The sequence below is a fragment of the Streptomyces sennicomposti genome (assembly GCF_019890635.1).
Lineage (GTDB): Bacteria > Actinomycetota > Actinomycetes > Streptomycetales > Streptomycetaceae > Streptomyces > Streptomyces sennicomposti.
The window spans coordinates 1-24300 of the sequence record NZ_JAIOAB010000065.1 but is presented as its reverse complement, the minus strand read 5'-3'; the positions used below and the strand labels follow the sequence as shown (position 1 = coordinate 24300).

Here is a 24300-nt window from a genome sequence, read left to right as displayed (position 1 = left end):
CGGCCCACCCCGGCCCCCCGACCCCGCGTTCGGCCCCCGGCACGGAGTTCGGCGCGCGTGCCGAACTCCCCTGCGCCCAAAGGGCGGTGGAACCGAAAACTCCACTAGCGCACCGCGCCGCCGCGCTTCAAGCACCCGGTCATGTGACGGGTGTCACCGTACGAGTTTTTAAAAGGCCCGTACTTACACCCCGCCTACAAGGGGTCAATTTAATATGTGCAATTGCACTGGTCCCTAGAGGTCTCCACAGAGGATCCGACACCCCTCCCCAGGCTCCGACAAGGCCGCTCACAGACCCGCCCCACCACACCCCTCGGACGCACAAAAAAGATCGCGCTGGACCCGGCGGAGTCCAGCGCGATCGACGACGCACCCTGTTCACATGCCTGAAGAGCTCTGACGGCTTGGGCGTGGGACCTGTTGGGGCAGGACCCGCGTCGCTTGGAGCTATGGGCCCGGACATGACAGCCAGTTGGGGGACCAGCCGGTTTGCCCGGTTATGGAGTTGTTCAGGCCTCGCTGCGCTGCTGCGGGATGCCCGCGAGCAGAGCGCGGACCTCGGCCTCGCGATAGCGGCGGTGCCCGCCGAGCGTGCGGATCGACGTGAGCTTGCCGGCCTTCGCCCAGCGCGTGACCGTCTTCGGGTCGACGCGGAACATGGTGGCGACCTCAGCCGGGGTCAGCAGCGGCTCGGCATCAGGGGTGCGAGCGGTCATGAGCGGCCTCCTCGGGAGAACCGAACCTTCTCGGTTCTTTCCTCTAAATTCTGCACCTTGACCCGCGTTGCCCGAAATGGCGGACGCGAGTCGAGTCGGTTATAGGACGAACGGCTTGTCCTCGGCACTACAACTACACCATCTGTCCAGCCGCGTCGGCCAAACCGATGGAATTGCCCTCCCAGGTGTTCATCAGCGACGGAAGCCGATGGACCATGCCATAGCGGACAGTCACACCACTGTGACGATCAGTCACGTGGTGATCAGGAAGTCACCAGACCCCCCAAAGCGTGCAATGCTGAGATTCCACCCAGATCGGAGCACAGCAGGGCGGAAGGAGTCCTCCCCGGACTCCTTGTCCTATTTTGGCATGAGGAGGGGCAAGCGGGGCAAGGTTCTTGTAAGTGCGGTAGATCACCCTTGGAACAAAGGCCCGGATCGTCGCCGATCGCCGCCTACGCCCCGTCAGCTCCGCTAAAGACCCTTGACCGTACGTCGTTCGACGGCGTTCGAGCCGTGATCCAGGTCACACGCCAGGTCACAAGTGCGTACGCCGGTCCGCGTCAGTTCGCCGAACGCCGCTCGCGCACCGCGCGCCACCGCTCCACGAGCCGCCCGTACGCCTCCCCGGCCGTGTCCGCGTCGCCCCGGCGCAGCGCGTCGATCCCCTCGGCCACGTCCGCCGCCGAGTGGTCGCCCTCCAGATCGCCGGCCGGCAGCGCGTGCACCAGCCCGCCGTAGTCCAGTTCGACCAGGGACCGCGGGTGGAACTCCTCCAGCCAGCGGCCGACGTCCACCAGGCCGTCGATCAGCGGCCCCTCGTCGATGGCGTCCCGCAGGGCCCGCAGCCCCCGCGCCACCCGCCGCCGCGCCTGCACCATGGGGGTGCGGTAGCGCAGCACGGGGGCGCCGTCCCCGAAGTCCCCGCCGGCCGCCGGCGCCCCGGCGCCCTTGGCGTACTCCCGCTCCTCGTCGGCGACCAGCACGAACCAGTTGAGCGGCACCTGCCAGGTCGCCGTGCGGATCCACGGCCGGGCGTCCGGGTTGCGCTCCAGCCAGCGCTCGTAGTCCTGGGCGGCCTGGCGGCGCACGACCGGGGGCAGCACCGCGTCCAGGACCACCGCCGGCAGTTCCTCGGGCAGCTCGCCGAGCGCCTGCCAGCCGCGCAGCCGGGTGCGCCAGGGGCAGACGCAGACCACCCCGTCCACCTCCAGGACGAAGGCGTCCCGGCTCTCGTGCACCGGCACGGCCACCGGCGGGGTGGGCAGCAGATCGGCGAGCGAGCGGCGCAGTTCGTCCTGGCAGGAGGGGCGGTCGGGGCTGCGGGCGTAGCGCTCCCAGTGCCCGCGCTCCTGCTCGGGGAAGGCCGCCAGCGGCTCGTAGACGCGCAAGTAGGCCGCGTACGGGACGATCACCGAGGACACCTTGGGCACGCCTGCTCCCTCCCCACCGGTCCGGAGCCGAAACCCGACCGGCCCGCGCCCGGACGGACGGAAAACCACTGCAAATCGTCGCACGTCCGGATGGGAAGGTACCCCTAGGGAGGGTGATCCCGACCACTGCGCCTGTGGCCGCGGGGGTCAGGGTCTAATCTCCTGGCACGGCCTCCGCCACCTTCACGGAAGCCCGTCCTATCTCGCCGCTACTTACCCAGGAGTCACCACAGTGACCGACGTAACCGGCGCCTCCGCTGACGTACTGCAGACCCTGTTCCGCTCCGAGCAGGGCGGCCACGAGCAGGTCGTGCTCTGTCAGGACCGCGCCAGCGGCCTCAAGGCCGTCATCGCCATCCACTCCACCGCCCTCGGCCCGGCCCTCGGCGGCACCCGCTTCTACCCGTACGCGAACGAGGCGGAGGCCGTCGCCGACGCGCTCAACCTCGCCCGCGGCATGTCGTACAAGAACGCCATGGCCGGGCTCGGCCACGGCGGCGGCAAGGCCGTGATCATCGGCGACCCGGAGCAGGTCAAGACCGAGGAACTGCTGCTCGCCTACGGGCGGATGGTGGCCTCGCTCGGCGGGCGCTACGTCACCGCCTGCGACGTCGGCACCTATGTCGCCGACATGGACGTCGTGGCGCGCGAGTGCCGCTGGACCACGGGCCGCTCCCCGGAGAACGGCGGCGCGGGCGACTCCTCGGTGCTGACCGCCTTCGGCGTGTACCAGGGCATGCGGGCCTCGGCGCAGCACCTGTGGGGCGATCCGACGCTGCGCGGCCGCACGGTGGGCATCGCGGGCGTGGGCAAGGTCGGGCACCATCTGGTGCGGCACCTGCTGGACGAGGGCGCCGAGGTCGTGATCACGGACGTGCGGCCCGAGGCCGTGCGCCGGGTCGTGGAGGCGCACCCCACCGTCGGCCAGGTGGCCGACACCGAGGCGCTCATCCGGGTGGAGGGCCTCGACATCTACGCGCCCTGCGCCCTCGGCGGCGCGCTGAACGACGACTCGGTGGCGGCGCTGACCGCGAAGGTGGTGTGCGGCGCGGCCAACAACCAGCTCGCCCACCCCGGCGTCGAGAAGGACCTCGCCGACCGCGGCATCCTCTACGCGCCGGACTACGTGGTGAACGCCGGCGGTGTCATCCAGGTCGCCGACGAGCTGCACGGCTTCGACTTCGAGAGGTGCAGGGCGAAGGCCGCGAAGATCTTCGACACCACGCTCGCAATCTTCGCACGTGCGAAGGAAGACGGGATTCCGCCGGCCGCGGCGGCCGACCGGATCGCGGAACAGCGGATGGCGGACGCGCGGAAGTGACCCCTCGTGCGCGCGGGCGGTGAGCGCCCGCGCGCACGGCGCAGTCACGCGTTTGACCGGTACCTGCCGGTGGGCGGTGGGAGACAACTCTCACGTCGACCGGCGGGTCGCCCGCCGATAAGTGGTTAAAATCGCCACTGACCAGCGAGGACGGGGCGCCTCGAAGGTCCTGCGCACACGCGCTTCCTGCGGGCGACGTACCGTATGGGCGCGGGCTCAGGTACCGTGGAAGCCCTACGGACCGGTCTCTCCACGGAGAGCCCGTGCCGGATCATGAACGCGTGTCAAGACTCTGGGGCCGTCGAGCCCCGTCGTTGAGGGGGTCGAGCCATGGGGCGCGGCCGGGCCAAGGCCAAGCAGACGAAGGTCGCCCGCCAGCTGAAGTACAACAGCGGTGGGACTGATCTCTCACGCCTGGCCGAGGAGCTGGGCGCATCGACGTCGAATCCGCCGCCGTCCAACGGCGGCCATTTCGAGGAAGATGAGCAAGACAACGACCTGTACGCACGGTACGCCGACCTCTACGAGGACGACGACGAGGAAGAGGACGACAACTCCTCCCACCAGCGTCGCCGCGGCGCTTGACCTTGCATCGACCACAGCCCGGTCCGTGGGCTTCCCACGGACCGGGTTCTGTGCTGTCCGTGCCCGTGTCCTCGTGCATGACCGTGTCCGGGCCGCCGGCGCCGGAGCGCCGACGGCCGCCGCCGTCACTCAGCCGGCGTAGTCGCCCACCAGGGCCGCGCCCGTGGAGTGCTCGCCGCGGTCGGTGATCTCGCCGGCCACCCAGGCGTCGACCCCGCGGTCGGCCAGGGTGGCCAGGGCCGCGTCGGTGGACTCCTCGGGGACGATGGCGATCATGCCCACGCCCATGTTGAGGGTCTTCTCCAGCTCCAGGCGCTCGACGTCGCCGGTCCGGCCGACGAGGTCGAAGACCGGGGCCGGGGTCCAGGTGGAGCGGTCGACCACGGCGTGCAGGCCGTCCGGGATCACCCGCGCCAGGTTGGCGGCGAGCCCGCCGCCGGTGATGTGGCTGAACGCGTGCACCTCGGTGGTGCGGGTCAGCGCCAGGCAGTCCAGCGAGTAGATCTTGGTCGGCTCCAGCAGCTCCTCGCCGAGGGTGCGGCCGAACTCCTCGACCTGCGCGTCCAGAGCGAGACCGGCCTGGTTCAGCAGCACGTGCCGGACCAGCGAGTACCCGTTGGAGTGAAGGCCGGAGGACGCCATCGCGATCACCGCGTCACCCGTGCGGATGCGGTCGGGGCCGAGCAGCCGGTCGGCTTCCACGACGCCCGTACCGGCGCCGGCGACGTCGAAGTCGTCCGCGCCGAGCAGCCCGGGGTGTTCGGCCGTCTCGCCGCCGACCAGGGCGCAGCCCGCCAGCACACAGCCCTCGGCGATGCCCTTGACGATGGCGGCGACCCGCTCGGGGTGCACCTTGCCGACGCAGATGTAGTCCGTCATGAACAGCGGTTCGGCGCCGCACACCACGATGTCGTCCATGACCATGGCGACCAGGTCGTGGCCGATGGTGTCGTACACGCCGAGCTGCCGGGCGATGTCGACCTTGGTGCCGACGCCGTCGGTGGCGGAGGCGAGCAGGGGCCGCTCGTAGCGCTTGAGAGCCGAGGCGTCGAAGAGGCCGGCGAAGCCGCCGAGGCCGCCCAGCACCTCGGGCCGCCGGGTCTTCCTCACCCATTCCTTCATCAGCTCGACGGCGCGGTCGCCCGCCTCGATGTCGACGCCGGCAGCCGCGTAGGAAGCACCGGACGTGCCGGACGCGCCGGTGGTTGTCTCAGACATTGCCTGGGATCTTTCGGGTTGGTGAAAGGGGGCTGGCGGGGCGCCTACGGGCGCCGGATCGCGTCGGCGGCGGCCGTGGCCGCGGGCCCGGCGGCCAGCTCGGTCTCCAGCAGCTGCTTGCCGAGCAGCTCCGGGTCGGGCAGCTCCATCGGGTACTCGCCGTCGAAGCAGGCGCGGCACAGGTTCGGCTTGGCGATGGTGGTCGCCTCGATCATGCCGTCGATGGAGATGTACGCCAGCGAGTCGGCGCCCATCGAGGTGCCGATCTCGTCGATGCTCATGCCGTTGGCGATCAGCTCGGCGCGGGTGGCGAAGTCGATGCCGAAGAAGCACGGCCACTTCACCGGCGGCGAGGAGATCCGGATGTGGACCTCGGCCGCGCCCGCCTCGCGGAGCATGCGGACCAGGGCGCGCTGGGTGTTGCCGCGGACGATCGAGTCGTCCACGACCACCAGGCGCTTGCCCTTGATGACTTCCTTCAGCGGGTTCAGCTTGAGCCGGATGCCGAGCTGCCGGATGGTCTGCGAGGGCTGGATGAACGTACGGCCCACATAGGCGTTCTTCACCAGGCCGGCGCCGAAGGGGATGCCGGACGCCTCGGCGTACCCGATCGCGGCGGGGGTGCCGGATTCCGGGGTCGCTATCACCAGGTCGGCCTCGACGGGCGCTTCCTTGGCGAGCCGGCGGCCCATCTCGACGCGCGAGAGGTAGACGTTCCGGCCGGCGATGTCGGTGTCGGGGCGGGCCAGGTAGACGTACTCGAAGACACAGCCCTTGGGCTTCGCTTCTGCGAATCGAGAGGTGCGCAGGCCGTTCTCGTCGATGGCGACGAACTCGCCCGGCTCGATCTCGCGGACGTAGCTGGCGCCGCAGATGTCGAGGGCGGCGGACTCGGAGGCCACCACCCAGCCGCGCTCCAGGCGGCCGAGGACCAGCGGGCGGATGCCCTGCGGGTCACGGGCCGCGTAGAGGGTGTGCTCGTCCATGAAGACGAGGCTGAAGGCGCCCTTGACCTGCGGCAGGACGGTGTGGGCCGCCTCCTCGATGGTCAGCGGCTTGCCGTCGGCGTCGACCTGGGCGGCCAGCAGGGCCGTCAGCAGGTCGGTGTCGTTGGTGGCCGCGACCCGGGTGGAGCGGCCGTTGGTGTCCTTGGGCAGCTCGGCCACCATCTCGGCGAGCCGGGCGGTGTTGACGAGGTTGCCGTTGTGGCCGAGCGCGATGGAACCGTGCGCGGTGGCCCGGAACGTCGGCTGGGCGTTCTCCCACACGGAGGCGCCGGTGGTCGAGTAGCGGGCGTGTCCGACCGCGATGTGACCCTGGAGCGAACCGAGCGAGGTCTCGTCGAAGACCTGGGAGACGAGGCCCATGTCCTTGAAGACGAGGATCTGGGAGCCGTTGCTGACCGCGATTCCCGCGGATTCCTGACCCCGATGCTGGAGGGCGTAGAGCCCGAAGTACGTGAGCTTTGCGACCTCTTCGCCCGGAGCCCAGACACCGAAGACGCCGCATGCGTCCTGGGGGCCTTTCTCGCCGGGGAGCAGATCGTGATTGAGTCGACCGTCACCACGTGGCACGCCTCCGAGTCTAAGCGAGGTCGTCCACTGGTCCGAATTGGGGATGGCGGGCGGCTTTGGATCTTCCGCCGGACGCGATGGCGGTGATCCTTGCGTTTTCGCAGGTCAGGCGGGCGGGGCGGGGAATTCGCCGCGGCGCCCCGGCCGGCGGCCGGAAGGGCTCCGCGGGCCGCTGCGCGACGGCCGCGAGTGATGTGCCGCACATCGCCCGGCGCGTCCGGCCGGCCCGGCTCAGGACATGAGCGGCAGCAGCCCGGAGAGGTCGGCGCGCTCCCCGCTCGCGCTCACCTTCGCGTCCGCCACGGCGTCCTCCCAGGCCAGCCGCCCGGTGGCCAGCCGGACCCAGGTCAGCGGATCGGTCTCGACGACGTTGGGCGGGGTGCCGCGGGTGTGCCGCGGGCCCTGCACGCACTGCACGACGGCGTACGGCGGCACCCGCACCTCCGTGGAGCCGCCGGGCGCACGGACGGCGAGGGTGTCGGCCAGCAGCCGTGTGCAGGCGGCGAGGGCCTGACGCTCCAGCGGGACCTCCAGGCCGGGCACGGCGGCGTTCAGGTCGTCGGTGTGGACGACGAGTTCGACGGTGCGGGTGACCAGGTAGTCGGCGAGGGTCATGGCGCCCGCGCGGGTGTCGATGACCCTTTCGGCCGGGACCCGCTCCAGCGTGCCGGCGAACCGCTCCCCCACCCGCGAGTACAGGGCGTCCAGGTCCGGGTGGGCCTCGGCGATCTCGCGGCTGCGGTCGGCGATGGCCTCGGCGTGCCGTCCGGTGGCCGCGGCGTAGTCGAGCGGCCCGGTCTCGGCGCGGGCGGGCGCGGGGCGCTCGGCGGCCAGGCTGACGCTCTCCACGGCCATGGTGAGGTGGGCGAGGAGGTCCCGCACGGTCCAGTCGCCGAGCCGGGTGGGCAGCGCCAACTGCTCGCCGCCGAGCCCGCGCACGGCCTCCCGCACATGACCGAACTGGGCGAGAACCGCCACGCGGATCTTGCCGGGATCGTAGGACCGGGCGCGCTTCTTCACCGGGGGCATGGCAGGGAGCCTATGCGGTGGGAACGGCCGGCTCAGAGATTTTCCGACGGGGCGGGGCGGGGCGGGTGCGGGCGGCTCCGGCGTGCGAGGGCAACGCCCTCCGTCCCGGCGGGTTCCGTACGCCGGGACGCCCGACGGCCGCACGGCAGCCGACGGTCGGTACGGGAGACGGCTGTTGTACGGGAGACGGCGACACCTGGCCAGCGGGATCGGCGACGCGCGGCGAGCGGCCGGGCATACCGCGCAGGGGTCCGGCCGTCGCGGCGGCCGGACCCCTGCGTCGTCCCGTACGCGCCGGACTACGCCAGCAGCGCCGGGATCGTGTTCTCGTGGGCCTCGCGGAGTTCCGTGAGGGGCAGGTCGAACTCGCCCTGGATCTCGACCGTGTCGCCGTCCACGACGCCGATGCGGGTGGCCGGCAGGCCGCGCGCGCCGCACATGTCGGTGAAGCGGACCTCCTCCGAGCGCGGCACCGCGACGATCGCGCGTCCGGCCGACTCGGACAGCAGGAAGGTGAACGCGTCCAGGCCGTCCGGGACGACCAGCCGGGCGCCCTTGCCGCCGAGCAGCGCGGACTCCACGACCGCCTGGATCAGACCGCCGTCGGACAGGTCGTGCGCGGAGTCGATCATGCCGTCGCGGGAGGCGGAGATCAGGATCTCGGCCAGCAGCCGCTCGCGCTCCAGGTCCACCTCGGGCGGCAGCCCGCCGAGGTGGTCGTGGACGACCTGCGACCACGCCGAGCCGCCGAACTCCTCGCGGGTGTCGCCGAGGAGGTACAGCAGCTGGCCCTCCTCCTGGAAGGCGACCGGGGTGCGCCGGGCCACGTCGTCGATCACGCCGAGGACGGCGACGACCGGCGTCGGGTGGATGGCCGCCTCGCCCGTCTGGTTGTAGAGCGAGACGTTGCCGCCGGTCACCGGGGTGCCGAGCTGCCGGCAGCCGTCGGCCAGACCGCGGACGGCCTCCGCGAACTGCCACATCACCGCCGGGTCCTCGGGCGAGCCGAAGTTCAGGCAGTCGGAGACGGCGAGCGGCTTCGCGCCGGTCGCGGCGACGTTGCGGTAGGCCTCCGCCAGCGCCAGCTGCGCGCCCGTGTACGGGTCGAGCTTGGCGTAGCGGCCGTTGCCGTCGGTGGCGATCGCCACGCCGAGGCCGGTCTCCTCGTCGATGCGGATCATGCCGGAGTCCTCGGGCATGGCCAGCACGGTGTTGCCCTGCACGAAGTGGTCGTACTGCTGGGTGATCCACTTCTTGGACGCCTGGTTCGGGGAGGCGACCAGCTTCAGGACCTGCGCCCTCAGCTCCTCGGCGGACCGCGGCCGGGGCAGCTTGTTCGCGTCGTCGGCCTGGAGGGCGTCCTGCCACGCGGGGCGGGCGTAGGGGCGCTCGTAGACCGGGCCCTCGTGCGCGACCGTGCGCGGGTCGACGTCCACGATCTTGCCGCCGTGCCAGTAGATCTCCAGGCGGTCGCCGTCGGTCACCTCGCCGATGACGGTGGCGATGACGTCCCACTTCTCGCAGATCTCCAGGAAGCGGTCGACCTTCTCCGGCTCGACCACCGCGCACATGCGTTCCTGCGACTCGCTCATGAGGATCTCCTCGGGCGAGAGCGTGGAGTCGCGCAGCGGCACGTCGTCCAGGGTGACGCGCATGCCGCCGGAGCCGTTGGAGGCCAGCTCGCTGGTGGCGCAGGACAGACCGGCCGCGCCGAGGTCCTGGATGCCGACGACCAGCTTCTCGGCGAACGCCTCCAGGGTGCACTCGATGAGGAGCTTCTCCTGGAACGGGTCGCCGACCTGGACCGCCGGACGCTTGGACGGCTTGGCGTCGTCGAAGGTCTCGGAGGCGAGGATGGACGCGCCGCCGATGCCGTCGCCGCCGGTCCGGGCCCCGTACAGGATGACCTTGTTGCCGGCGCCGGAGGCCTTGGCGAGGTGGATGTCCTCGTGCCGCATCACGCCGATCGCGCCGGCGTTGACCAGCGGGTTGCCCTGGTAGCAGGCGTCGAAGACGACCTCGCCGCCGATGTTGGGCAGGCCCAGGCAGTTGCCGTAGCCGCCGATGCCCGCGACCACGCCGGGCAGCACCCGCTTGGTGTCGGGGTGGTCGGCGGCGCCGAAGCGCAGCGGGTCCACGACGGCGACCGGGCGGGCGCCCATCGCGATGATGTCGCGGACGATGCCGCCGACGCCGGTGGCCGCGCCCTGGTAGGGCTCGACGTAGGAGGGGTGGTTGTGCGACTCCACCTTGAAGGTGACGGCGTAGCCCTGGCCGACGTCCACGACGCCGGCGTTCTCGCCGATGCCGACGAGCAGCGCGTCGCTCTCGGGGGCCTTCTCGCCGAACTGGCGGAGGTGGACCTTGGAGGACTTGTACGAGCAGTGCTCGGACCACATCACGGAGTACATGGCGAGTTCGGCGCCGGTGGGGCGGCGGCCGAGGATCTCCACCACCCGCTCGTACTCGTCCTTCTTCAGGCCGAGTTCGGCCCAGGGCAGCTCGACGTCGGGGGTCGCGGCCGCGTGCTCGACCGTGTCCAGAGGCGTCCTGCTCATGCGGTGACCAGCTTCTTCAGGATCGAGGTGAAGAACGGCAGGCCGTCGGTGCGGCCGGTGCCGATCAGCGGCTCGGTGGCGTGCTCGGGGTGCGGCATGAGGCCGACGACGTTCCCGGCGTCGTTGGTGATGCCGGCGATGTCGTTGAGCGAGCCGTTCGGGTTTCCGTATCCCTCGGCGGCTTCGCCGCGGGTGAGGTAGCGGAAGGCGACACGGCCCTCCGCCTCCAGCTTGTCCAGCGTGTACGCGTCGGCGACGTACCGGCCGTCCATGTTCTTCAGCGGGATGCTGATCTCCTGGCCGGCGGTGTAGTCACTGGTCCAGGCGGTCTCCGCGTTCTCCACCCGCAGCTTCTGGTCGCGGCAGATGAAGTGGAGGTGGTCGTTGCCGAGCATCGCGCCCGGGAGGAGGTGCGCCTCGGTGAGGATCTGGAAGCCGTTGCAGATGCCGAGCACCGGGAGGCCGGCCTTCGCCTGGTCGACGAGGGTGTCCATCACCGGCGAGAACCGGGCGATGGCGCCGGCCCGCAGGTAGTCGCCGTAGGAGAAACCGCCGCACAGGACCACCGCGTCGACCTGCTTGAGGTCCTTGTCCTTGTGCCACAGGGCGACCGGTTCGGCGCCCGCGAGGCGGATCGCGCGCTGGGTGTCACGGTCGTCGAGGCTGCCCGGGAAAGTGACGACGCCAATACGAGCGGTCACTTCGCGGCCTCCGCGACTTCCTCCACCTTGACGGTGAAGTCCTCGATCACGGTGTTGGCGAGGAAGGATTCGGCAAGATCGTGAATGCGGGCGAGCGCGGCGTCGTCGACGGGCCCGTCCACTTCCAGTTCGAATCGCTTTCCCTGACGTACGTCGGAGATGCCTTCGAAACCCAGGCGCGGCAGTGCGCGCTGCACCGCCTGGCCCTGGGGGTCGAGGATCTCCGGCTTGAGCATGACGTCGACTACGACGCGTGCCACTGGCACTCCCGGTGTGTGGTGCTGAGCAGGTCCCTTCAGACTACCCGCACAAAATTTCTACGCGAGTAGATTGGTAGGAAACTACGTGACGACGGTCACGGTGCGGTATCGGAGCGCAGTCTTCGGGAAAAGTTCTGGGAAAGTTCGGCGATGCGTGCCGGATACTCCATTGCCCGGGGACACGCGGACAGATTTAGTCGGGGCTTCACTTGGCAATGCCCGGCACTGTACAAATGAATTGGCAACAGCCGATACTTTTCCCGATAACAGGCGGACAGCCGACTATCTGGCGAACATCTCCGCACGTCCGGCAGGCCATGACAGAGCCGCCGGGACGCAGAGGTGTCGCACGAAGGGACCGATATTCGTGGCGCAGCGTGTCGTGGTCACTCTCTTTGACGACATCGACGGCTCGGAAGCGGCGGAAACGATCGCCTTCGGACTCGACGGCAAGTTCTACGAGATCGACCTGAACCAGGCCAATGCGAAGCGGCTGCGCAAGGCGCTCGCTCCGTATGTGGAGGCGGGCCGCAAGCGGTCGCGTTCCGGCAAGGCGTACCGGCAGACGGAGGTGGCCCCCGACCCGGCGGCCGTCCGCGCCTGGGCGCAGGCCAACAAGATGGACGTGCCGGCCCGGGGCCGGATTCCGAAGAAGGTGTACGAGGCGTTCAGCGCGGCGCAGTGAGCGTGCGGGGTGGGTCGGGGGCCTCCCAAGGGCCCCCAGCCGCCCCGGCCGGACGCACCCCGCGCCGCCGGTCCCGGCCCGGACGCACCCCGCACCCCGCGCCGCCGCCCCGCCCGGGCTCACCCCGCACTGCCGCCCCCGGCTGACGTTCCCCGCCCGGCGCTGCCCCCCGGCCGGTCCCAGGCGGGCAGGGCCTCCCCAGGGACCGTCAGCCGGCCCGCTGAGGAACCGACTTGCGCAACCCCCCCGTTGATCAGCTAATGTCTGGAGCACGCCGAGGGGCGAGGCCGAAAGGCCGAAACCCACGGAGTACATGCGGGTGTAGTTCAGTAGCAGAACATCCCCCTTCCAGGGGGAAGGCGCAGTGTGCGATTCCTGTCACCCGCTCTGCACCGCCGGTCCGGACCACTCTTGTGGATCAGGTAGGCTGGTGCTCGCACCGATCGGTGGGAGCCGGTCGGAGGCAATGCGGACGTAGCTCAGTTGGTAGAGCGCAACCTTGCCAAGGTTGAGGTCGCGAGTTCGAGCCTCGTCGTCCGCTCGGGAAAAAGACCCCGGTCCACTGGACCGGGGTCTTTTCGTGTTCCCCGCGATCCACGGTCGTGTTCCCCGCGATCACCGTCCTGACATTTGTCATGGCGACTCATGACACCGCGCACTGCTGTCGGCGCCGAACCGGCGGAACGCTGGTCTCATGAACATCGACGAACACGACCACGCGATTGAGGTCACCGACCTGCGGCGCGTGTACGGGGGCGGGTTCGAGGCGGTACGCGGGGTCTCGTTTCACGTGAAACATGGCGAGGTCTTCGCACTGCTGGGCACCAACGGCGCGGGAAAGACCTCCACCGTCGAACTGCTGGAGGGCCTGGCGGCCCCGGCCTCCGGACGCGTACGGGTCCTGGGCCACGATCCGTTCACCGAGCGCGCCGCCGTACGGCCGCGTACCGGAGTGATGCTCCAGGAGGGCGGCTTCCCCTCCGAGCTGACCGTCGCCGAGACCGCGCGGATGTGGGCCGGCTGCGTGAGCGGGGCGCGACCGCCCCGGGACGTGCTCGCGCTGGTCGGGCTGGAGCGGCGCACCGAGGTGCGGGTCAAGCAGTTGTCGGGCGGGGAGCGGCGGCGGCTGGATCTGGCGCTCGCGCTGCTCGGCGACCCCGAGGTGCTGTTCCTGGACGAGCCGACGACCGGGCTGGACGCCGAAGGGCGCCGTGAGACCTGGCAGTTGGTGGGCGCGCTGCGCGACGCCGGGACGACCGTGCTGCTCACCACGCACTACCTGGAGGAGGCCGAGGGCCTGGCCGACCGGCTCGCGATCCTGCACGAGGGCCGCATCGCGGCGGCCGGCACCCCCGCCGAGGTGACGGCCGCGCAGCCCTCCCGGATCTCCTTCGAACTGCCCGAGGGCTACTTCCTCGGCGATCTGCCGCCGCTGGCCGAGCTGGGCGTGTGCGGCCACGAGACGGCCGGCCGCGTCGTCCGGCTGCGCACCCGCGCACTGCAGCGCACGGCCACCGAACTGCTGCTGTGGGCGCGGCACGCCGGGGTCGAACTGAACGGGCTGGACGCCCGGTCGGCCTCGCTGGAGGAGGCGTTCCTCGGCATCGCACGGGAGGCCGCCGCGTCCGGGGCACAGACGCCCGGGTCGCAGCCTCGTACGAAGGAGCACGCCGCATGAGCGACACCGTCACCGCACCGGCGCCCGCCCGCACCCGGGCCGCGCACACCACCGCGAGGGGCCGTATGGCCGCGCTCGCCCGGGCCGAACTGACCCTGTTCGTACGGACGAAGAGCACGCTGGTCTCGGCGGTGTTCGTGCCGCTGGCGCTGCCGCTCAGCGTGCACTCGGTGACCGACCGGATGAAGCTCGCGGACGCCGGTCTCACCGCCGGGCTGGTCGTCCTGCCCGCCGCCGTCGGTTTCTCGCTGCTGTTCGCCGTGTACTCCACCCTCGTCGGCGTGTTCGTCGCCCGCCGCGAACAGCTCGTCCTCAAGCGGCTGCGCACCGGCGAGGCGCGCGACGCGGAGATCCTCGCCGGGGCCGCCGTACCGGCCGTCGTGACGGGGCTTGCGCAGTCGCTGATCCTGGCCGCCGCGTGCACGGCGCTCCTCGATCTGCCCGCCCCGCACGCACCCCAACTCGCCGTCGCGGGGCTGCTGCTGGGGCTGGCCCTGGCCGTGGCCCTGGCGGCGGTCACCTCCGGTCTCACCCGCACCGCCGAGAGCGCCCAGGTCACCGCGATCCCGCTGGTGCTGGTCTCGATGCTGGGCTCGGGCGTCATGGTGCCGCTGGAGCTGCTGCCCGACACGGCGGCCCGGATCTGCGAACTCCTGCCGCTCACCCCGGTCATCACCCTGGTGCGCGGCGGCTGGACCGGCGAGCTGAGCGGACCCGAGGCGCTGCGCGCGCTGGCCGTCGCCCTGGCCTGGACGGCGGCGGCGGTGTTCGCTGTGCGACGGTGGTTCCGCTGGGACCCGCGGTGCTGACCGCGCGGGGGACGACGGGCCGACCGCCCGGGGGACGACGGAGGGGAGGGCCATGGTGCTCGGCGGGATACGGGGCTGGCAGCGGCGCAACTGGCGCGACCGCAGCAAGGCCGAACGGGTCGAGCTGCAGAGCGTGATCACCTGGTGCGCCACGATCTGGGTGTTCGAACTGACCTGGCTGGCGCTGCCGGTGGCCGACGGAGTGCGGCACCGGCCGGTGCCGCTGGTCCTCGGCGGCCTGCTGCTCGTCGTCGGCGCCCTGCAGTGCCTGGCCGCCAACCGGCTCGCCCGGCCCGCGCTCGACCAGTACCTGGGGCGCGGCGCCCTGCCCGCCCGGGCCCTGCGCCCCTCCCTGGTCCTGCTCGTCCTGGCGCTGGGGTCCTGCTCGTCCTGGCGCTGGTCCTGCCCATGGTGCTGGCCCTCGTCGGCGGCATCACCCCCTGGACGGCGCGGCTGGCGGTCGGCGCCGCCCTGCTGACGTTCGGCCTGCTGTACGGGCTGCTGGTGACGGTGCCCGTGCTGCTGCGCCGCTCCGCCCTGCTGGCGGCCGTCCTGATGGCCGCGTCCGCCCTCGCCTTCCGCACGGCCCTGGACGTCCTCATGACCGGGCTCCTGGTCGTCTTCGCCCTGGCGATGTCCCTGCTGGCCGCCCGCTGCGGCGCGTGGACCCCGTCGGTGCTGTGGGAGGCCGAACGCGCCCGCGAGACCGAGGCGCGACTCGCCGTCGCCGAGGAGCGGCTGCGGTTCGGGCGGGACCTGCACGACGTGCTGGGCCGCAACCTCGCGGTGATCGCGCTGAAGGCCGAGCTGGCGGTGCGGCTGGGGCGGCGCGGACGGCCCGAGGCGGTGGACCAGATGGTCGAGGTGCAGCGGCTGGCGCAGGAGTCGCAGCGCGAGGTGCGCGCGGTCGTCCGCGGCTACCGGGAGGCCGACCTCGGGGCGGAACTCGCGGGCGCGCAGGGCGTGCTGGAAGCCGCCGGCATCGACTGCGCGATCACCGGCTCGGCCGCCGGGCTGCCCGCCCCGGTGCAGTCCGCGCTCGGCTGGGTGGTCCGCGAGGCGGCGACCAACGTCCTCCGGCACGGCGACGCCCGGACCTGCGCCATCGCCCTGCGGACCGAGGATGGCCGGGCCGAACTGTCCGTCGAGAACGACGGGGCGCCGGGCTCACCCGGCGGCGGCCCCGGCTCCCCCGGCGGCGGACCGGGCTCGGGACTGGCCGGGCTGCGCGAACGGCCGGCGGAACTCGGCGGCACCCTGCGGGCCGGACCGGTGGACGGCGGACGGTTCCGGCTGACCGCCGAGGTGCCGCTGCGGCCCGCCGGCACCACCGAGACCGCCCGTGCGCTGAGCGAGGTCACCCCATGACGACGTCCCCCGCCCCCGTCCGGCTGCTGCTCGCCGGCAACGAACACCTCATCCGGGGCGCGCTCGCCGCGCTGCTCTCCCCGGAGGACGACCTGCTGGTCGTCGCCGAGGCGGCCAGCAGACCCGAGGCACTGGCCATGGCCCGGGCGCACACCCCCGACGTGGCCGTGCTGGATCTCCAGATGCCCGGCGCGGACGGTGTGAAGGTCGCCACATCCCTGCGCGCCGAGCTGCCCGGCTGCCGGGTGCTGATCGTGACCAGCCACGGGCGGCCCGGGCATCTGAAACGGGCGCTCGCCGCCGGGGTGCGCGGCTTCGTCCCGAAGACGGTCAGCGCCCAGCGGCTCGCCGAGATCATCCGCACCGTCCACGCCGGAAACCTCCCCCACGCCTGAACGGCGCGGGGGGACCCCCACCGTCGACCCGGAGTTGGCCGCCGACGCGATCTCCGCCGGGGACTCCCCGCTGACCGCGCGCGAGGCCGAGGTGCTGGAGCTGGCCGCCGACGGCGCGCCGGTCACGGAGATCGCCGAGCGGGCCGCCCTGTCCGCCGGGACCGCCCGCAACTACCTGTCCTCGGCCGTGACGAAACTCGGCGCGGAAATCCGGCATGCGGCGGTACGCCTCGCACGCGAGCGAGGTTGGGTATAGTGGCTCTCGCGCCACGGCGCAACGCGGACGTAGCTCAGTTGGTAGAGCGCAACCTTGCCAAGGTTGAGGTCGCGAGTTCGAGCCTCGTCGTCCGCTCCAGTTCCGAGCCCCCCGGCTTCCACCGGGGGGCTCGGTCGTTTCCGCTCCCCTGCTACGACCAGCTGGTGCCGGTCAGCCGCTCGTAGGCCTCCACGTACTTGGCACGGGTGGCCTCGACGACCTTCTCCGGCAGCGGCGGCGGGGGCTGCTCGCTCCTGCGGTCCCAGCCCGACTCGGCGGAGGTCAGCCAGTCGCGGACGTACTGCTTGTCGTACGAGGGCTGCGCGCGGCCCGGCTGCCACTGGTCGGCCGGCCAGAAGCGGGACGAGTCCGGGGTGAGGACCTCGTCGGCCAGGACCAGCGTCTCCCCGTCGAAGCCGAACTCGAACTTGGTGTCGGCCAGGATGATCCCGCGCTCCCGGGCGATGTCCCGGGCCCGGCTGTAGACGGCCAGGGTGGCCTGGCGCAGCTCGGCGGCCGTCTCGGCGCCGACCTGGCGGGCCACCTCCTCGTAGGAGACGTTCTCGTCGTGCTCGCCGACCTCGGCCTTGGTGGCCGGGGTGAAGATCGGGGCGGGCAGCTCGGAGCCGTCCACCAGGCCCTCGGGCAGGGCGAGACCGCAGACGGTGCGGCTCTGCTCGTACTCGGCGAGGCCGGAGCCGGTGAGGTAGCCGCGGGCCACGCACTCCACCGGGACCATCCGCAGCGACTTGCACACCAGGGTCCGGCCGGCCCAGTCGGCGGGGGCGCCGTCAGGCAGGTCGGTGCCGATGACGTGGTTGGGGACCAGGTCGGCGAGCCGTTCGAACCACCACAGGGACAGCCGCGTGAGCACGCGGCCCTTGTCGGGGATCTCGGTGGGCAGCACCCAGTCGTAGGCGGACATGCGGTCGCTGGCGACCATCACGAGGTCGCCCGCCTCGTTACGGTACAGCTCGCGCACCTTGCCGGTGTGCAGATGCACCAGGCCCGGAACCTGGATCGGCTCGGGCTTTTCGACGAATCCGGACACGGTTCCTCCCCGTGGTTCTGTCCAATGGCTCGATTGTCCCGTACGGGGGCGGCGGCCTCGGACAGCGGGTCAGTCGCGTTTGCAGATGCGGTCCAGCAGGTTCGCGGTGGCCCGCTGGATACGGGGGTCGGCGTGGCCCGGACGGTCCAGGGCCGGCGACCAGGCGAACGTCCCGGAGGCGAAGACCAGCGCCCCGGACGGCGCCCGGTACAGCGAGGTCTCCTGGTGGCGCCGCACGCCGTCGGCGTCGGGGTAGGGCGAGTGGGCGAGCAGGATGCGGTCCTGGTGGTCGGGCAGCGGGGTGCGCGGGAAGTAGCGGTCCGCCTCGCCCGCGACCAGGCCGGGGATCTCCTCGCCCTCGCCCGCCCCGGTCGACTCCCACAGCCAGTGGTCGGCGTTGCGCACGACCATCGGGCGCGGTTCGGGCACGCGCCCGGCGTACTGGATGCCGATGAGCTGCTGCTCGGGGCGGTCGATCTCCCGCCACAGCACCGGGCGGCCCGGGCCCTTGCGTTTGCGGCAGGTCAGCAGGCGGTCGGGCACCCCGGACGGCGACGGCCCCAGCTCCACCTGCCAGTACATGGTGTTGGCGGACAGGAAGACCAGCGAGGTGCCGGTCTCGCGGGCCAGTTCGACCGTGCGGCGCATCGGCACCGACCAGTACTCGTCGTGGCCGGGGAAGACCAGGCCGCGGTAGCGGGTGGGGTCGATCCGGCCGGCGTGCAGGTCGCGGGCGTCGGCGTAGGCGAGGTCGTAGCCGTAGCGCTCGGCCCAGCGGATGAAGTCGTAGGCGTGCCCGACGTGCAGGGGCAGGCCCGCGCCCGCGTACGGGCGGTCGAAGGAGACCGTGGTCGCCGCGTCCGCCTCGCCCAGCAGCCGGCCCTCCTCGTCCCAGGCGTGGTAGAGGCTGGCGCCGGTGTGACCGTCCTCCGGGTAGAGGTTGTAGGCCTGCCAGGTGACGTCCGGCAGCAGCAGGAGCAGATCCGCCGGGTCGTCGTCGCGGACGGTGAACGGGATGTGCGAGCGGTAGCCGTCCGCCGTGGTCAGCACGGCGACATAGGCGCCGGTGCTCCAGTACGACGGGACCTGGAGCCGCCAGGACAGCCACCAGTGATGACAGGAGACCGTGCGGTCGGCGGTCAGCGGCGGCGGCTGCACGATGCCGGACAGGCGGGGGCTGGTGGTGATCTTCGCGGCGCCGTCGCCGCCGTAGTGGCCGATGCGGTAGACGTCCACGCCGAACTGCTGGGGCGGGTCCACGGTGATGTGGAAGTCGATCGCCTCGCCGGGCGTGACGGCGCCGGTGGAGGCGAAGCCCTTGATCTGGCGGTGGACGTCGTCGGCCGAGCGGAGGCCGCCGCCGGCGGACCGGGGCGCCGGGACGCGGGGCGCGCCGGGCAGCGCGGTGTTCGGCGCCGGGTCGACGTACCAGGGGACGACGTGGCCGGTGTCGTCGAAGTAGGTCTCGCTGCCGCGCAGCCAGGGGACGGGTCCCTGTCCGAAGGGGTCCGTGACGGCGTGTGCGAGGGCTCCCGACTCCCAGCGGCGGATGCGCTCCGATCCCATGCCCGTTCCCCTCCCTCGTGGCCCCCTCGGCGGCTCGCGCGGTGGTGCGGGTCCGTCCTTGAGCGGCTGTCCGGCCGGCTCACTGTGCGGTTGTCGGTGCCTGTCGTATGTCGGGGGCGTTTGCCACGCGCGCGATCGGTCCCAGCACATCACATTACGCACGCATGCTGTCACTAGTCGTTGCGAATTGGCCGAAAGTGGAAGAAGGCCGTCCGGTAGAGCGGCGACGGGTTCGGCGTCGGTCCTGGTCAGAACGCCGTCAGCCCAGGCGCACCGGCTTCTCCGGACGTATGCCCGAATCGATCAACCACGTCCGCAGCGGGACCGGGTCGCCGTCCTCGACCAGGGCGAGCACCCTCGCCCCGAGATCGGTGGCGCGCACGCCGTCCACCAGGAGGGTCGGGCCGTCGAGCCAGTCGAGGCCCGGGACCGCGCCCGCGGTGTCCATCGCCGCGCAGCAGACCATCGCGGTGACGTGGTCGGCGAGGAGTTCGCGGCCGGTGCGGGGCGGCTGGAGCGGGAAGAGCGGCAGCGAGTCCTGGTCCCAGGGGGGCGCGCCGGCTCCCTGGCCGCCGGCTCCCTGCGCCGCCGTGCGCGCCGCCGGCGCGGCGGCCTCCTCGCGGGCCAGCTCGGCGGTGAGACCGGCGGCGAGGGCGGCGCTGCGCTCGTTCGCGAGGCCGCCCGCGAGGTCGGCCTCCTCTTCGTCCTCCGGGGCGTCGTCGGGGGCGTGGATCGGGTCGGTCGGGACGGTCGGGACGATGTGGTCGGTCGGACCGATCTGGTCGTGCTGGTCGGGCCGGTCGGTCTGGGCGATCTGGTCGGTCCAATTGGACTGGTCGGCCCGGTCGGACTGGGCGAACTGGTCGGTCCAGTCGGTCTGGTCGGTCCGGTCCCAGGGGTCCAGGGCGTCCGGCTGGCGCCGGGGGGCCGGTTGGTGCCGGGGGTCCCGCTGGTCCGAGGGGGCCGGCTGGTCCGAGGGGGCCGGCTGGTCCGAGGGGGCCGGCTGGTCCGAGGGGGCCGGCTGGTCCAGACGGTCCGGCTGGTCCAGGGGGGCTGTGCGGGGGGCGTCGTCCGTGTCATGCGTGGCGTCCGCGTCCATCAGGCCCTCCTCCAGACCTCGCCGCAGGGCCTGCTCCAGGTCCTCGGTCATGGCGTCGTCCCCGGCGTCCGCGCCGGCCGACACCGCCTCCGGATCCGCCGGATCCGCCGGAAGCGCCGGAAGCGCCGGACGCGCCGAGTCGGCGGATGTCGCCGGGGAGCCGGGTATCGCGGTCGGCGGGGCGGTGCGTATCGGGTGCGGCGGGATCGCGGACGTACCGTCCGCGGCGGTGGGCGGCCGGGTCGGCGGGCGCGGGGCGGCCGCGGGGCGCGGCGGGACGGAGAGGTGGTCCAGGACGCGGGCCAGGGTCGGGCCGTGCGGGTCGATGGCCGGCGGAGTGGGACAGTGCGGCACCCCGAGGGCGTCCAGCACCCGGTGGAGCCGGGCGGCGTCGGTGCGCCACTTGCGGTCCACGACCTCCTCCGGGTACGCCTGCCAGTCCACCGGGGCCCAGTCCGGGCCCTGCTCGGCCGGGCCGCCGTGGAACAGCCGCGCGGCCAGCAGCGAGGTGGCCTCGTCCACCGCGCCGGGCTCCTCCAGCAGATCGCACGCCGGGCGCTCGCCGAGCCGGGACGCGAAGCCCTCGGCCAGCCGGTCCCGGCGGGACAGTTCGGTGAGGGCGGCGACCACGCCCGCGTCCAGCCGGGAGGGCCAGCGGCCCATCCGCCAGGCGGGCAGCGCGACCCGGGTCAGCAGCCGGTCCCAGCCCGCGTACGCGAGGCCCACCTGCTCCTGGGCGACGATCCGCAGGCCGTAGTCCACAGCCTGTGCACGCTCGGCCGCCGCCGCGGCCACGCCCCGCTCCATCAGGGCCGCGTCCTCCCGGCAGCCGCGCAGCAGCAGCCGGGCGACCGGGCCGACGCCCGCGTGCACCGCGCGCGTCAGGGGGCCGCGGCCGGGCGTCGAGGCGGCGCCCACCGCCGCGTCCAGGCCGCGTACGAACCGGCGGGCGGCGGCTATGTCCGGGTGCGCGGCGGGTCCCGTACCGGCGACGACCGGGGCGAGGACGGCGCGCAGTTCGCCCACCCGCATCCACCACAGGAACGGCGAGCCGATCACGAGGACGGGCGCCGCCGCCGTACGGCGCGGACGGGACGGGGACAGGCCGCGCAGCCCGTCCGGCTCGTCGCGGTCGGTGTCCTCGGCGCGTTCGGAGCGGTCGGCGCGTTCGGGTGGGGCGTGGGCCGGATGGGTGCGGTCCTCCAGCCAGCTGTCGCAGTCCGGGGTGAGCGCTATGGCGGACGGCGCCGGGACGTCGAGCCGGTCGGCCAGGTCGCGGACCAGCCGGTACAGGTCCGGGGCGGTCTCCTCGGGCACTGGGACCGTCGGGCTCATGGCCGGGCGGGAGCGGGCGACGACCACGCCGACGCCGGCGGCGGCGAGCAGGACGACGAGCGCGACGACGCCCACGGTCCAGCGGGCCGCGTCCCAGCCGCCGCCCACGAGATGGCCCGTGGAGCCGCCCGCGAGCAGGATCACGGCGAGGGCGGCGGGCAGCAGGGCGACGGCCAGCGCCCGGCCGCGCACGCGCAGCACGGCGAGGGCCCTGGAGCGCGCGAACTGCGCGCCGACTTCGGCACCCGTACCGGTCACGGCCGTTCGTCACCCCCTCGCGACTGTCCTGGCGTTGCTCACTCCCCCACTGTGGCACCCGTCACTGACATCGCAATGCCGGTGGGCCAAGTGCCGGAACGCTTGCGCCGCACCCTAGTTGGGGCCTCGGCCCGCGTCAGCCGGATGGGGCATTGCTCACTCGATGGAATGGCTTTGGTCAAAGGTGGTCGACGCAAAGCAAGGGTCGGGCCTCGGCTCGTGTCCGGGGCCCGACCGTCGGGGAAGGAGGGTGAGAGGTACTGGCCGTGGTACTGGCCGTGGTGCTGGTCGCGCTGCTGGGAGGCGGTGCGGGGCGCTCCGCGGCGCTGCGGGAGGGGGCTCTCGGGGCGCTGCGGGGAGGGCTGGACTGCCCAGGTCGCTGTGGGGAGGGGCTGCTCAGGTCGCTGAGGGAGGCGGGCGGCGCACGTCGCTGGGGGACGCGGGCCGCCCGGGTCCCGTCACGCGCCCGCCGCCGCCTTCGCGGCGATGTCGGTGCGGTGCTGGGAGCCGTCCAGGCCGATCCGCGCGACCGCCACGTACGCCCGCTCGCGCGCCTCCGTCAGGTCCGCGCCGGTCGCGGTGACCGACAGGACCCGGCCGCCCGCGCTCAGCACGGCGTCGCCCTCGCGCCGGGTGCCGGCGTGCAGCACGTACGCGTGCGGGGCGTCCTTCGCGGCCACCTCGTCCAGGCCGGTGATCGGGTCGCCGGTGCGCGGGGCGCCGGGGTAGTTGTGCGAGGCGACGACCACGGTGACGGCCGCCTCGTCGCTCCAGCGCAGGGGTTCGAGGTCGGCGAGGTTGCCGGTGGCGGCGGCCATCAGGACGCCCGCGAGGGGGGTGCGCAGCCGGGCGAGGACGACCTGGGTCTCGGGGTCGCCGAAACGGGCGTTGAACTCGATCACGCGGACACCGCGGCCGGTGATCGCGAGACCGGCGTAGAGCAGCCCGGAGAACGGGGTGCCCCGGCGGCGCATCTCGTCCACGGTGGGCTGCAGCACGGTCCGCATGACCTCGTCCACGAGCGCGGGGTCGGCCCAGGGCAGCGGGGAGTAGGCGCCCATGCCGCCGGTGTTCGGCCCCTCGTCGCCGTCCAGGGCGCGCTTGAAGTCCTGCGCGGGCTGGAGCGGGAGGACGGTCACGCCGTCGGTGACGGCGAAGAGGGACACCTCGGGGCCGTCGAGGTACTCCTCGATCACGACGCGGTCGCAGGCGGCGGCGTGCGCCCGGGCGGCCTCGACGTCGTCCGTGACGACGACGCCCTTGCCGGCGGCGAGGCCGTCGTCCTTGACGACGTAGGGGGCGCCGAAGGCGTTGAGCGCCTCGGTGACCTCCGCCTCGGTCGTGCAGACGTACGAACGTGCCGTGGGGACGCCCGCGCCCGCCATCACGTCCTTGGCGAAGGCCTTGGAGCCCTCCAGCCGCGCGGCCTCCTGGGAGGGGCCGAAGACCGGGATGCCGGCCTCGCGCACGGCGTCGGCGACACCGGCGACCAGCGGGGCCTCCGGGCCGACGACCACGAGGTCGGCGCCCAGCTCCACGGCCAGCGCGGAGACGGCCGCGCCGTCCAGGGCGTCGACCCGGTGCAGCTCGGCGACCTCGGCGATGCCGGCGTTGCCGGGCGCGCAGTGCAGCGCGGTGACGGCGGGGTCGAGGGACAGGGAACGGCACAGGGCGTGCTCACGCGCGCCGCTACCGATGACGAGGACCTTCACGGGGTCAGCCTAACGGCACCCACGTCCGGCCCTTTGTGCGGGCCGCCGAGGGGGAGGGGGGCAGGGGTTCGTAGGTTCCTCCGAGGGGACGCCGGGGTGCGGCGCCGAAGAGACAGCGGAGGACCGGCCCCGCGCGCGGGGACCACACGTCGACGGCCTGGATGCGCAGCGCGCCCTCGGCAAACCGCCCCCGCGCGCGGGGACCGCACGACCCAGGCGGCGGCGACGGTGCCGCTCGTGGGGGACCGCCCCCGCGCGCGGGGACCGCACAGCGATCAGCGCTCGCGCGTCCCCGAGGTCGGGACCACCCCCGCGTGGGCGGGGACCACCCCGGCGGGATCGGCGACATGATGCCGTCCCCGGGACCACCCCCGCGTGCGCGGGGACCACCGGGCGTGCTCGCGGGCGCCGCGCCGGTAGCGGGGACCCCCCCCCGCATGGCGGGGACCACGCCAGGGCGCAAACCTGCGAACGGACCGGGACGGGGCGGCGACTCGGAGGGAAGCCGGGCGGTCCGGCGGTCACTCCGTCGTGTATTCCTCGACCACCGTCGCGCCCAGTTCCCGCACGATCAGTTCGCGGCCGGACAGGGCCGACTCGTTCAGGTCGGGGTCGTCGTCCTCGGGGATGTCGTCCTCGGGGGCGACGGGGGTGGGCTCCGGGGCGAAGGGCCGGGACGCCATGGACGGTCCG

17 protein-coding genes, 3 tRNA genes and 2 pseudogenes are annotated in these 24300 nt (G+C 72.8%); 10 read left to right on the top strand and 12 right to left on the bottom strand.

What is annotated here, in order from left to right:
• Nucleotides 1-509: 509 nt before the first annotated feature.
• Nucleotides 510-716 carry a developmental transcriptional regulator BldC gene (gene bldC / locus K7787_RS26840; RefSeq protein WP_003949541.1) on the bottom strand — a complete coding sequence of 69 codons (207 nt, stop codon included), beginning with the start codon at nt 714-716 and terminating at the stop codon, nt 510-512.
• A gap of 563 nt (nt 717-1279) precedes the next feature.
• On the bottom strand, nt 1280-2149 hold the full coding sequence (locus K7787_RS26835; protein WP_223003240.1) for a DUF8083 family protein: 870 nt from the start codon (nt 2147-2149) through the stop codon (nt 1280-1282).
• Nucleotides 2150-2381: 232 nt separating this feature from the next.
• Here K7787_RS26835 and K7787_RS26830 point away from each other — a divergent pair, with 232 nt between their 5' ends.
• Nucleotides 2382-3470, top strand: coding sequence for a Leu/Phe/Val dehydrogenase (locus K7787_RS26830; RefSeq protein WP_223003239.1), 1089 nt, complete (start codon nt 2382-2384; stop codon nt 3468-3470).
• A gap of 330 nt (nt 3471-3800) precedes the next feature.
• Nucleotides 3801-4055 (top strand): DUF3073 domain-containing protein, encoded by a 255-nt coding sequence (locus K7787_RS26825; RefSeq protein WP_223003238.1) that lies wholly within the window; start codon nt 3801-3803, stop codon nt 4053-4055.
• A gap of 129 nt (nt 4056-4184) precedes the next feature.
• On the opposite strand, the gene purM is transcribed toward K7787_RS26825, so the two are convergent.
• The 6 genes from purM to purS form a co-directional block, all read right to left on the bottom strand.
• Nucleotides 4185-5273 carry a phosphoribosylformylglycinamidine cyclo-ligase gene (gene purM / locus K7787_RS26820; protein ID WP_223003237.1) on the bottom strand — a complete coding sequence of 363 codons (1089 nt, stop codon included), beginning with the start codon at nt 5271-5273 and terminating at the stop codon, nt 4185-4187.
• 44 nt (nt 5274-5317) lie between these two features.
• The gene (gene purF, locus K7787_RS26815) at nt 5318-6847 is read right to left on the bottom strand and encodes an amidophosphoribosyltransferase (RefSeq protein ID WP_223003236.1); all 1530 of its coding nucleotides are present in this window, start codon (nt 6845-6847) and stop codon (nt 5318-5320) included.
• 231 nt (nt 6848-7078) lie between these two features.
• The gene (locus tag K7787_RS26810) at nt 7079-7876 is read right to left on the bottom strand and encodes a maleylpyruvate isomerase family mycothiol-dependent enzyme (RefSeq protein WP_164389573.1); all 798 of its coding nucleotides are present in this window, start codon (nt 7874-7876) and stop codon (nt 7079-7081) included.
• A 299-nt stretch (nt 7877-8175) separates the two neighbouring features.
• Nucleotides 8176-10434 (bottom strand): phosphoribosylformylglycinamidine synthase subunit PurL, encoded by a 2259-nt coding sequence (gene purL / locus K7787_RS26805; protein WP_169435442.1) that lies wholly within the window; start codon nt 10432-10434, stop codon nt 8176-8178.
• The gene (gene purQ / locus K7787_RS26800) at nt 10431-11135 is read right to left on the bottom strand and encodes a phosphoribosylformylglycinamidine synthase subunit PurQ (protein WP_223003235.1); all 705 of its coding nucleotides are present in this window, start codon (nt 11133-11135) and stop codon (nt 10431-10433) included. Before purQ ends, purL begins: the two co-directional genes overlap by 4 nt.
• Entirely contained in the window at nt 11132-11395 is a 264-nt protein-coding gene (gene purS, locus K7787_RS26795; RefSeq protein WP_019982969.1) for a phosphoribosylformylglycinamidine synthase subunit PurS, read from the bottom strand. The genes purQ and purS overlap by 4 nt, the downstream gene beginning before the upstream one ends.
• A 367-nt stretch (nt 11396-11762) precedes the next feature.
• Between purS and K7787_RS26790 the strand changes: the two genes are divergently transcribed.
• The 8 genes and pseudogenes from K7787_RS26790 to K7787_RS26755 all read left to right on the top strand — a co-directional run bounded on the left by K7787_RS26790 (nt 11763) and on the right by K7787_RS26755 (nt 16685).
• A complete protein-coding gene (locus K7787_RS26790; protein ID WP_009189439.1) occupies nt 11763-12080 on the top strand; it encodes a histone-like nucleoid-structuring protein Lsr2 in 318 nt (105 codons plus the stop codon).
• Nucleotides 12081-12395: 315 nt separating this feature from the next.
• Nucleotides 12396-12467 (top strand) — tRNA-Gly (locus K7787_RS26785).
• A gap of 81 nt (nt 12468-12548) precedes the next feature.
• A tRNA-Gly gene (locus K7787_RS26780) sits at nt 12549-12621 on the top strand.
• Nucleotides 12622-12774: 153 nt separating this feature from the next.
• Nucleotides 12775-13758 (top strand): ABC transporter ATP-binding protein, encoded by a 984-nt coding sequence (locus tag K7787_RS26775; RefSeq protein WP_223003234.1) that lies wholly within the window; start codon nt 12775-12777, stop codon nt 13756-13758.
• Complete coding sequence (locus tag K7787_RS26770; RefSeq protein WP_223003233.1) at nt 13755-14567, top strand: ABC transporter permease; 813 nt, start codon at nt 13755-13757, stop codon at nt 14565-14567. Before K7787_RS26775 ends, K7787_RS26770 begins: the two co-directional genes overlap by 4 nt.
• 52 nt (nt 14568-14619) lie before the next feature.
• Nucleotides 14620-15935: pseudogene (locus tag K7787_RS26765) on the top strand (sensor histidine kinase).
• Nucleotides 15932-16586: pseudogene (locus K7787_RS26760) on the top strand (response regulator). Before K7787_RS26765 ends, K7787_RS26760 begins: the two co-directional pseudogenes overlap by 4 nt.
• Before the next feature lie 23 nt (nt 16587-16609).
• Nucleotides 16610-16685, top strand: a tRNA-Gly gene (locus tag K7787_RS26755).
• Nucleotides 16686-16737: 52 nt separating this feature from the next.
• Here the strand turns inward: K7787_RS26755 and K7787_RS26750 are convergent.
• The 4 genes from K7787_RS26750 to purD form a co-directional block, all read right to left on the bottom strand.
• Nucleotides 16738-17637 carry a phosphoribosylaminoimidazolesuccinocarboxamide synthase gene (locus K7787_RS26750; RefSeq protein WP_009189444.1) on the bottom strand — a complete coding sequence of 300 codons (900 nt, stop codon included), beginning with the start codon at nt 17635-17637 and terminating at the stop codon, nt 16738-16740.
• Between the two features lie 69 nt (nt 17638-17706).
• Nucleotides 17707-19203 carry a N,N-dimethylformamidase beta subunit family domain-containing protein gene (locus K7787_RS26745; RefSeq protein ID WP_009189445.1) on the bottom strand — a complete coding sequence of 499 codons (1497 nt, stop codon included), beginning with the start codon at nt 19201-19203 and terminating at the stop codon, nt 17707-17709.
• A 259-nt stretch (nt 19204-19462) separates the two neighbouring features.
• Nucleotides 19463-21895, bottom strand: a complete 2433-nt coding sequence (locus tag K7787_RS26740) for a hypothetical protein (protein WP_223003232.1) — start codon at nt 21893-21895, stop codon at nt 19463-19465.
• Between the two features lie 458 nt (nt 21896-22353).
• Nucleotides 22354-23607, bottom strand: coding sequence for a phosphoribosylamine--glycine ligase (purD, locus tag K7787_RS26735; RefSeq protein WP_223003231.1), 1254 nt, complete (start codon nt 23605-23607; stop codon nt 22354-22356).
• Nucleotides 23608-24300 lie beyond the last annotated feature (693 nt).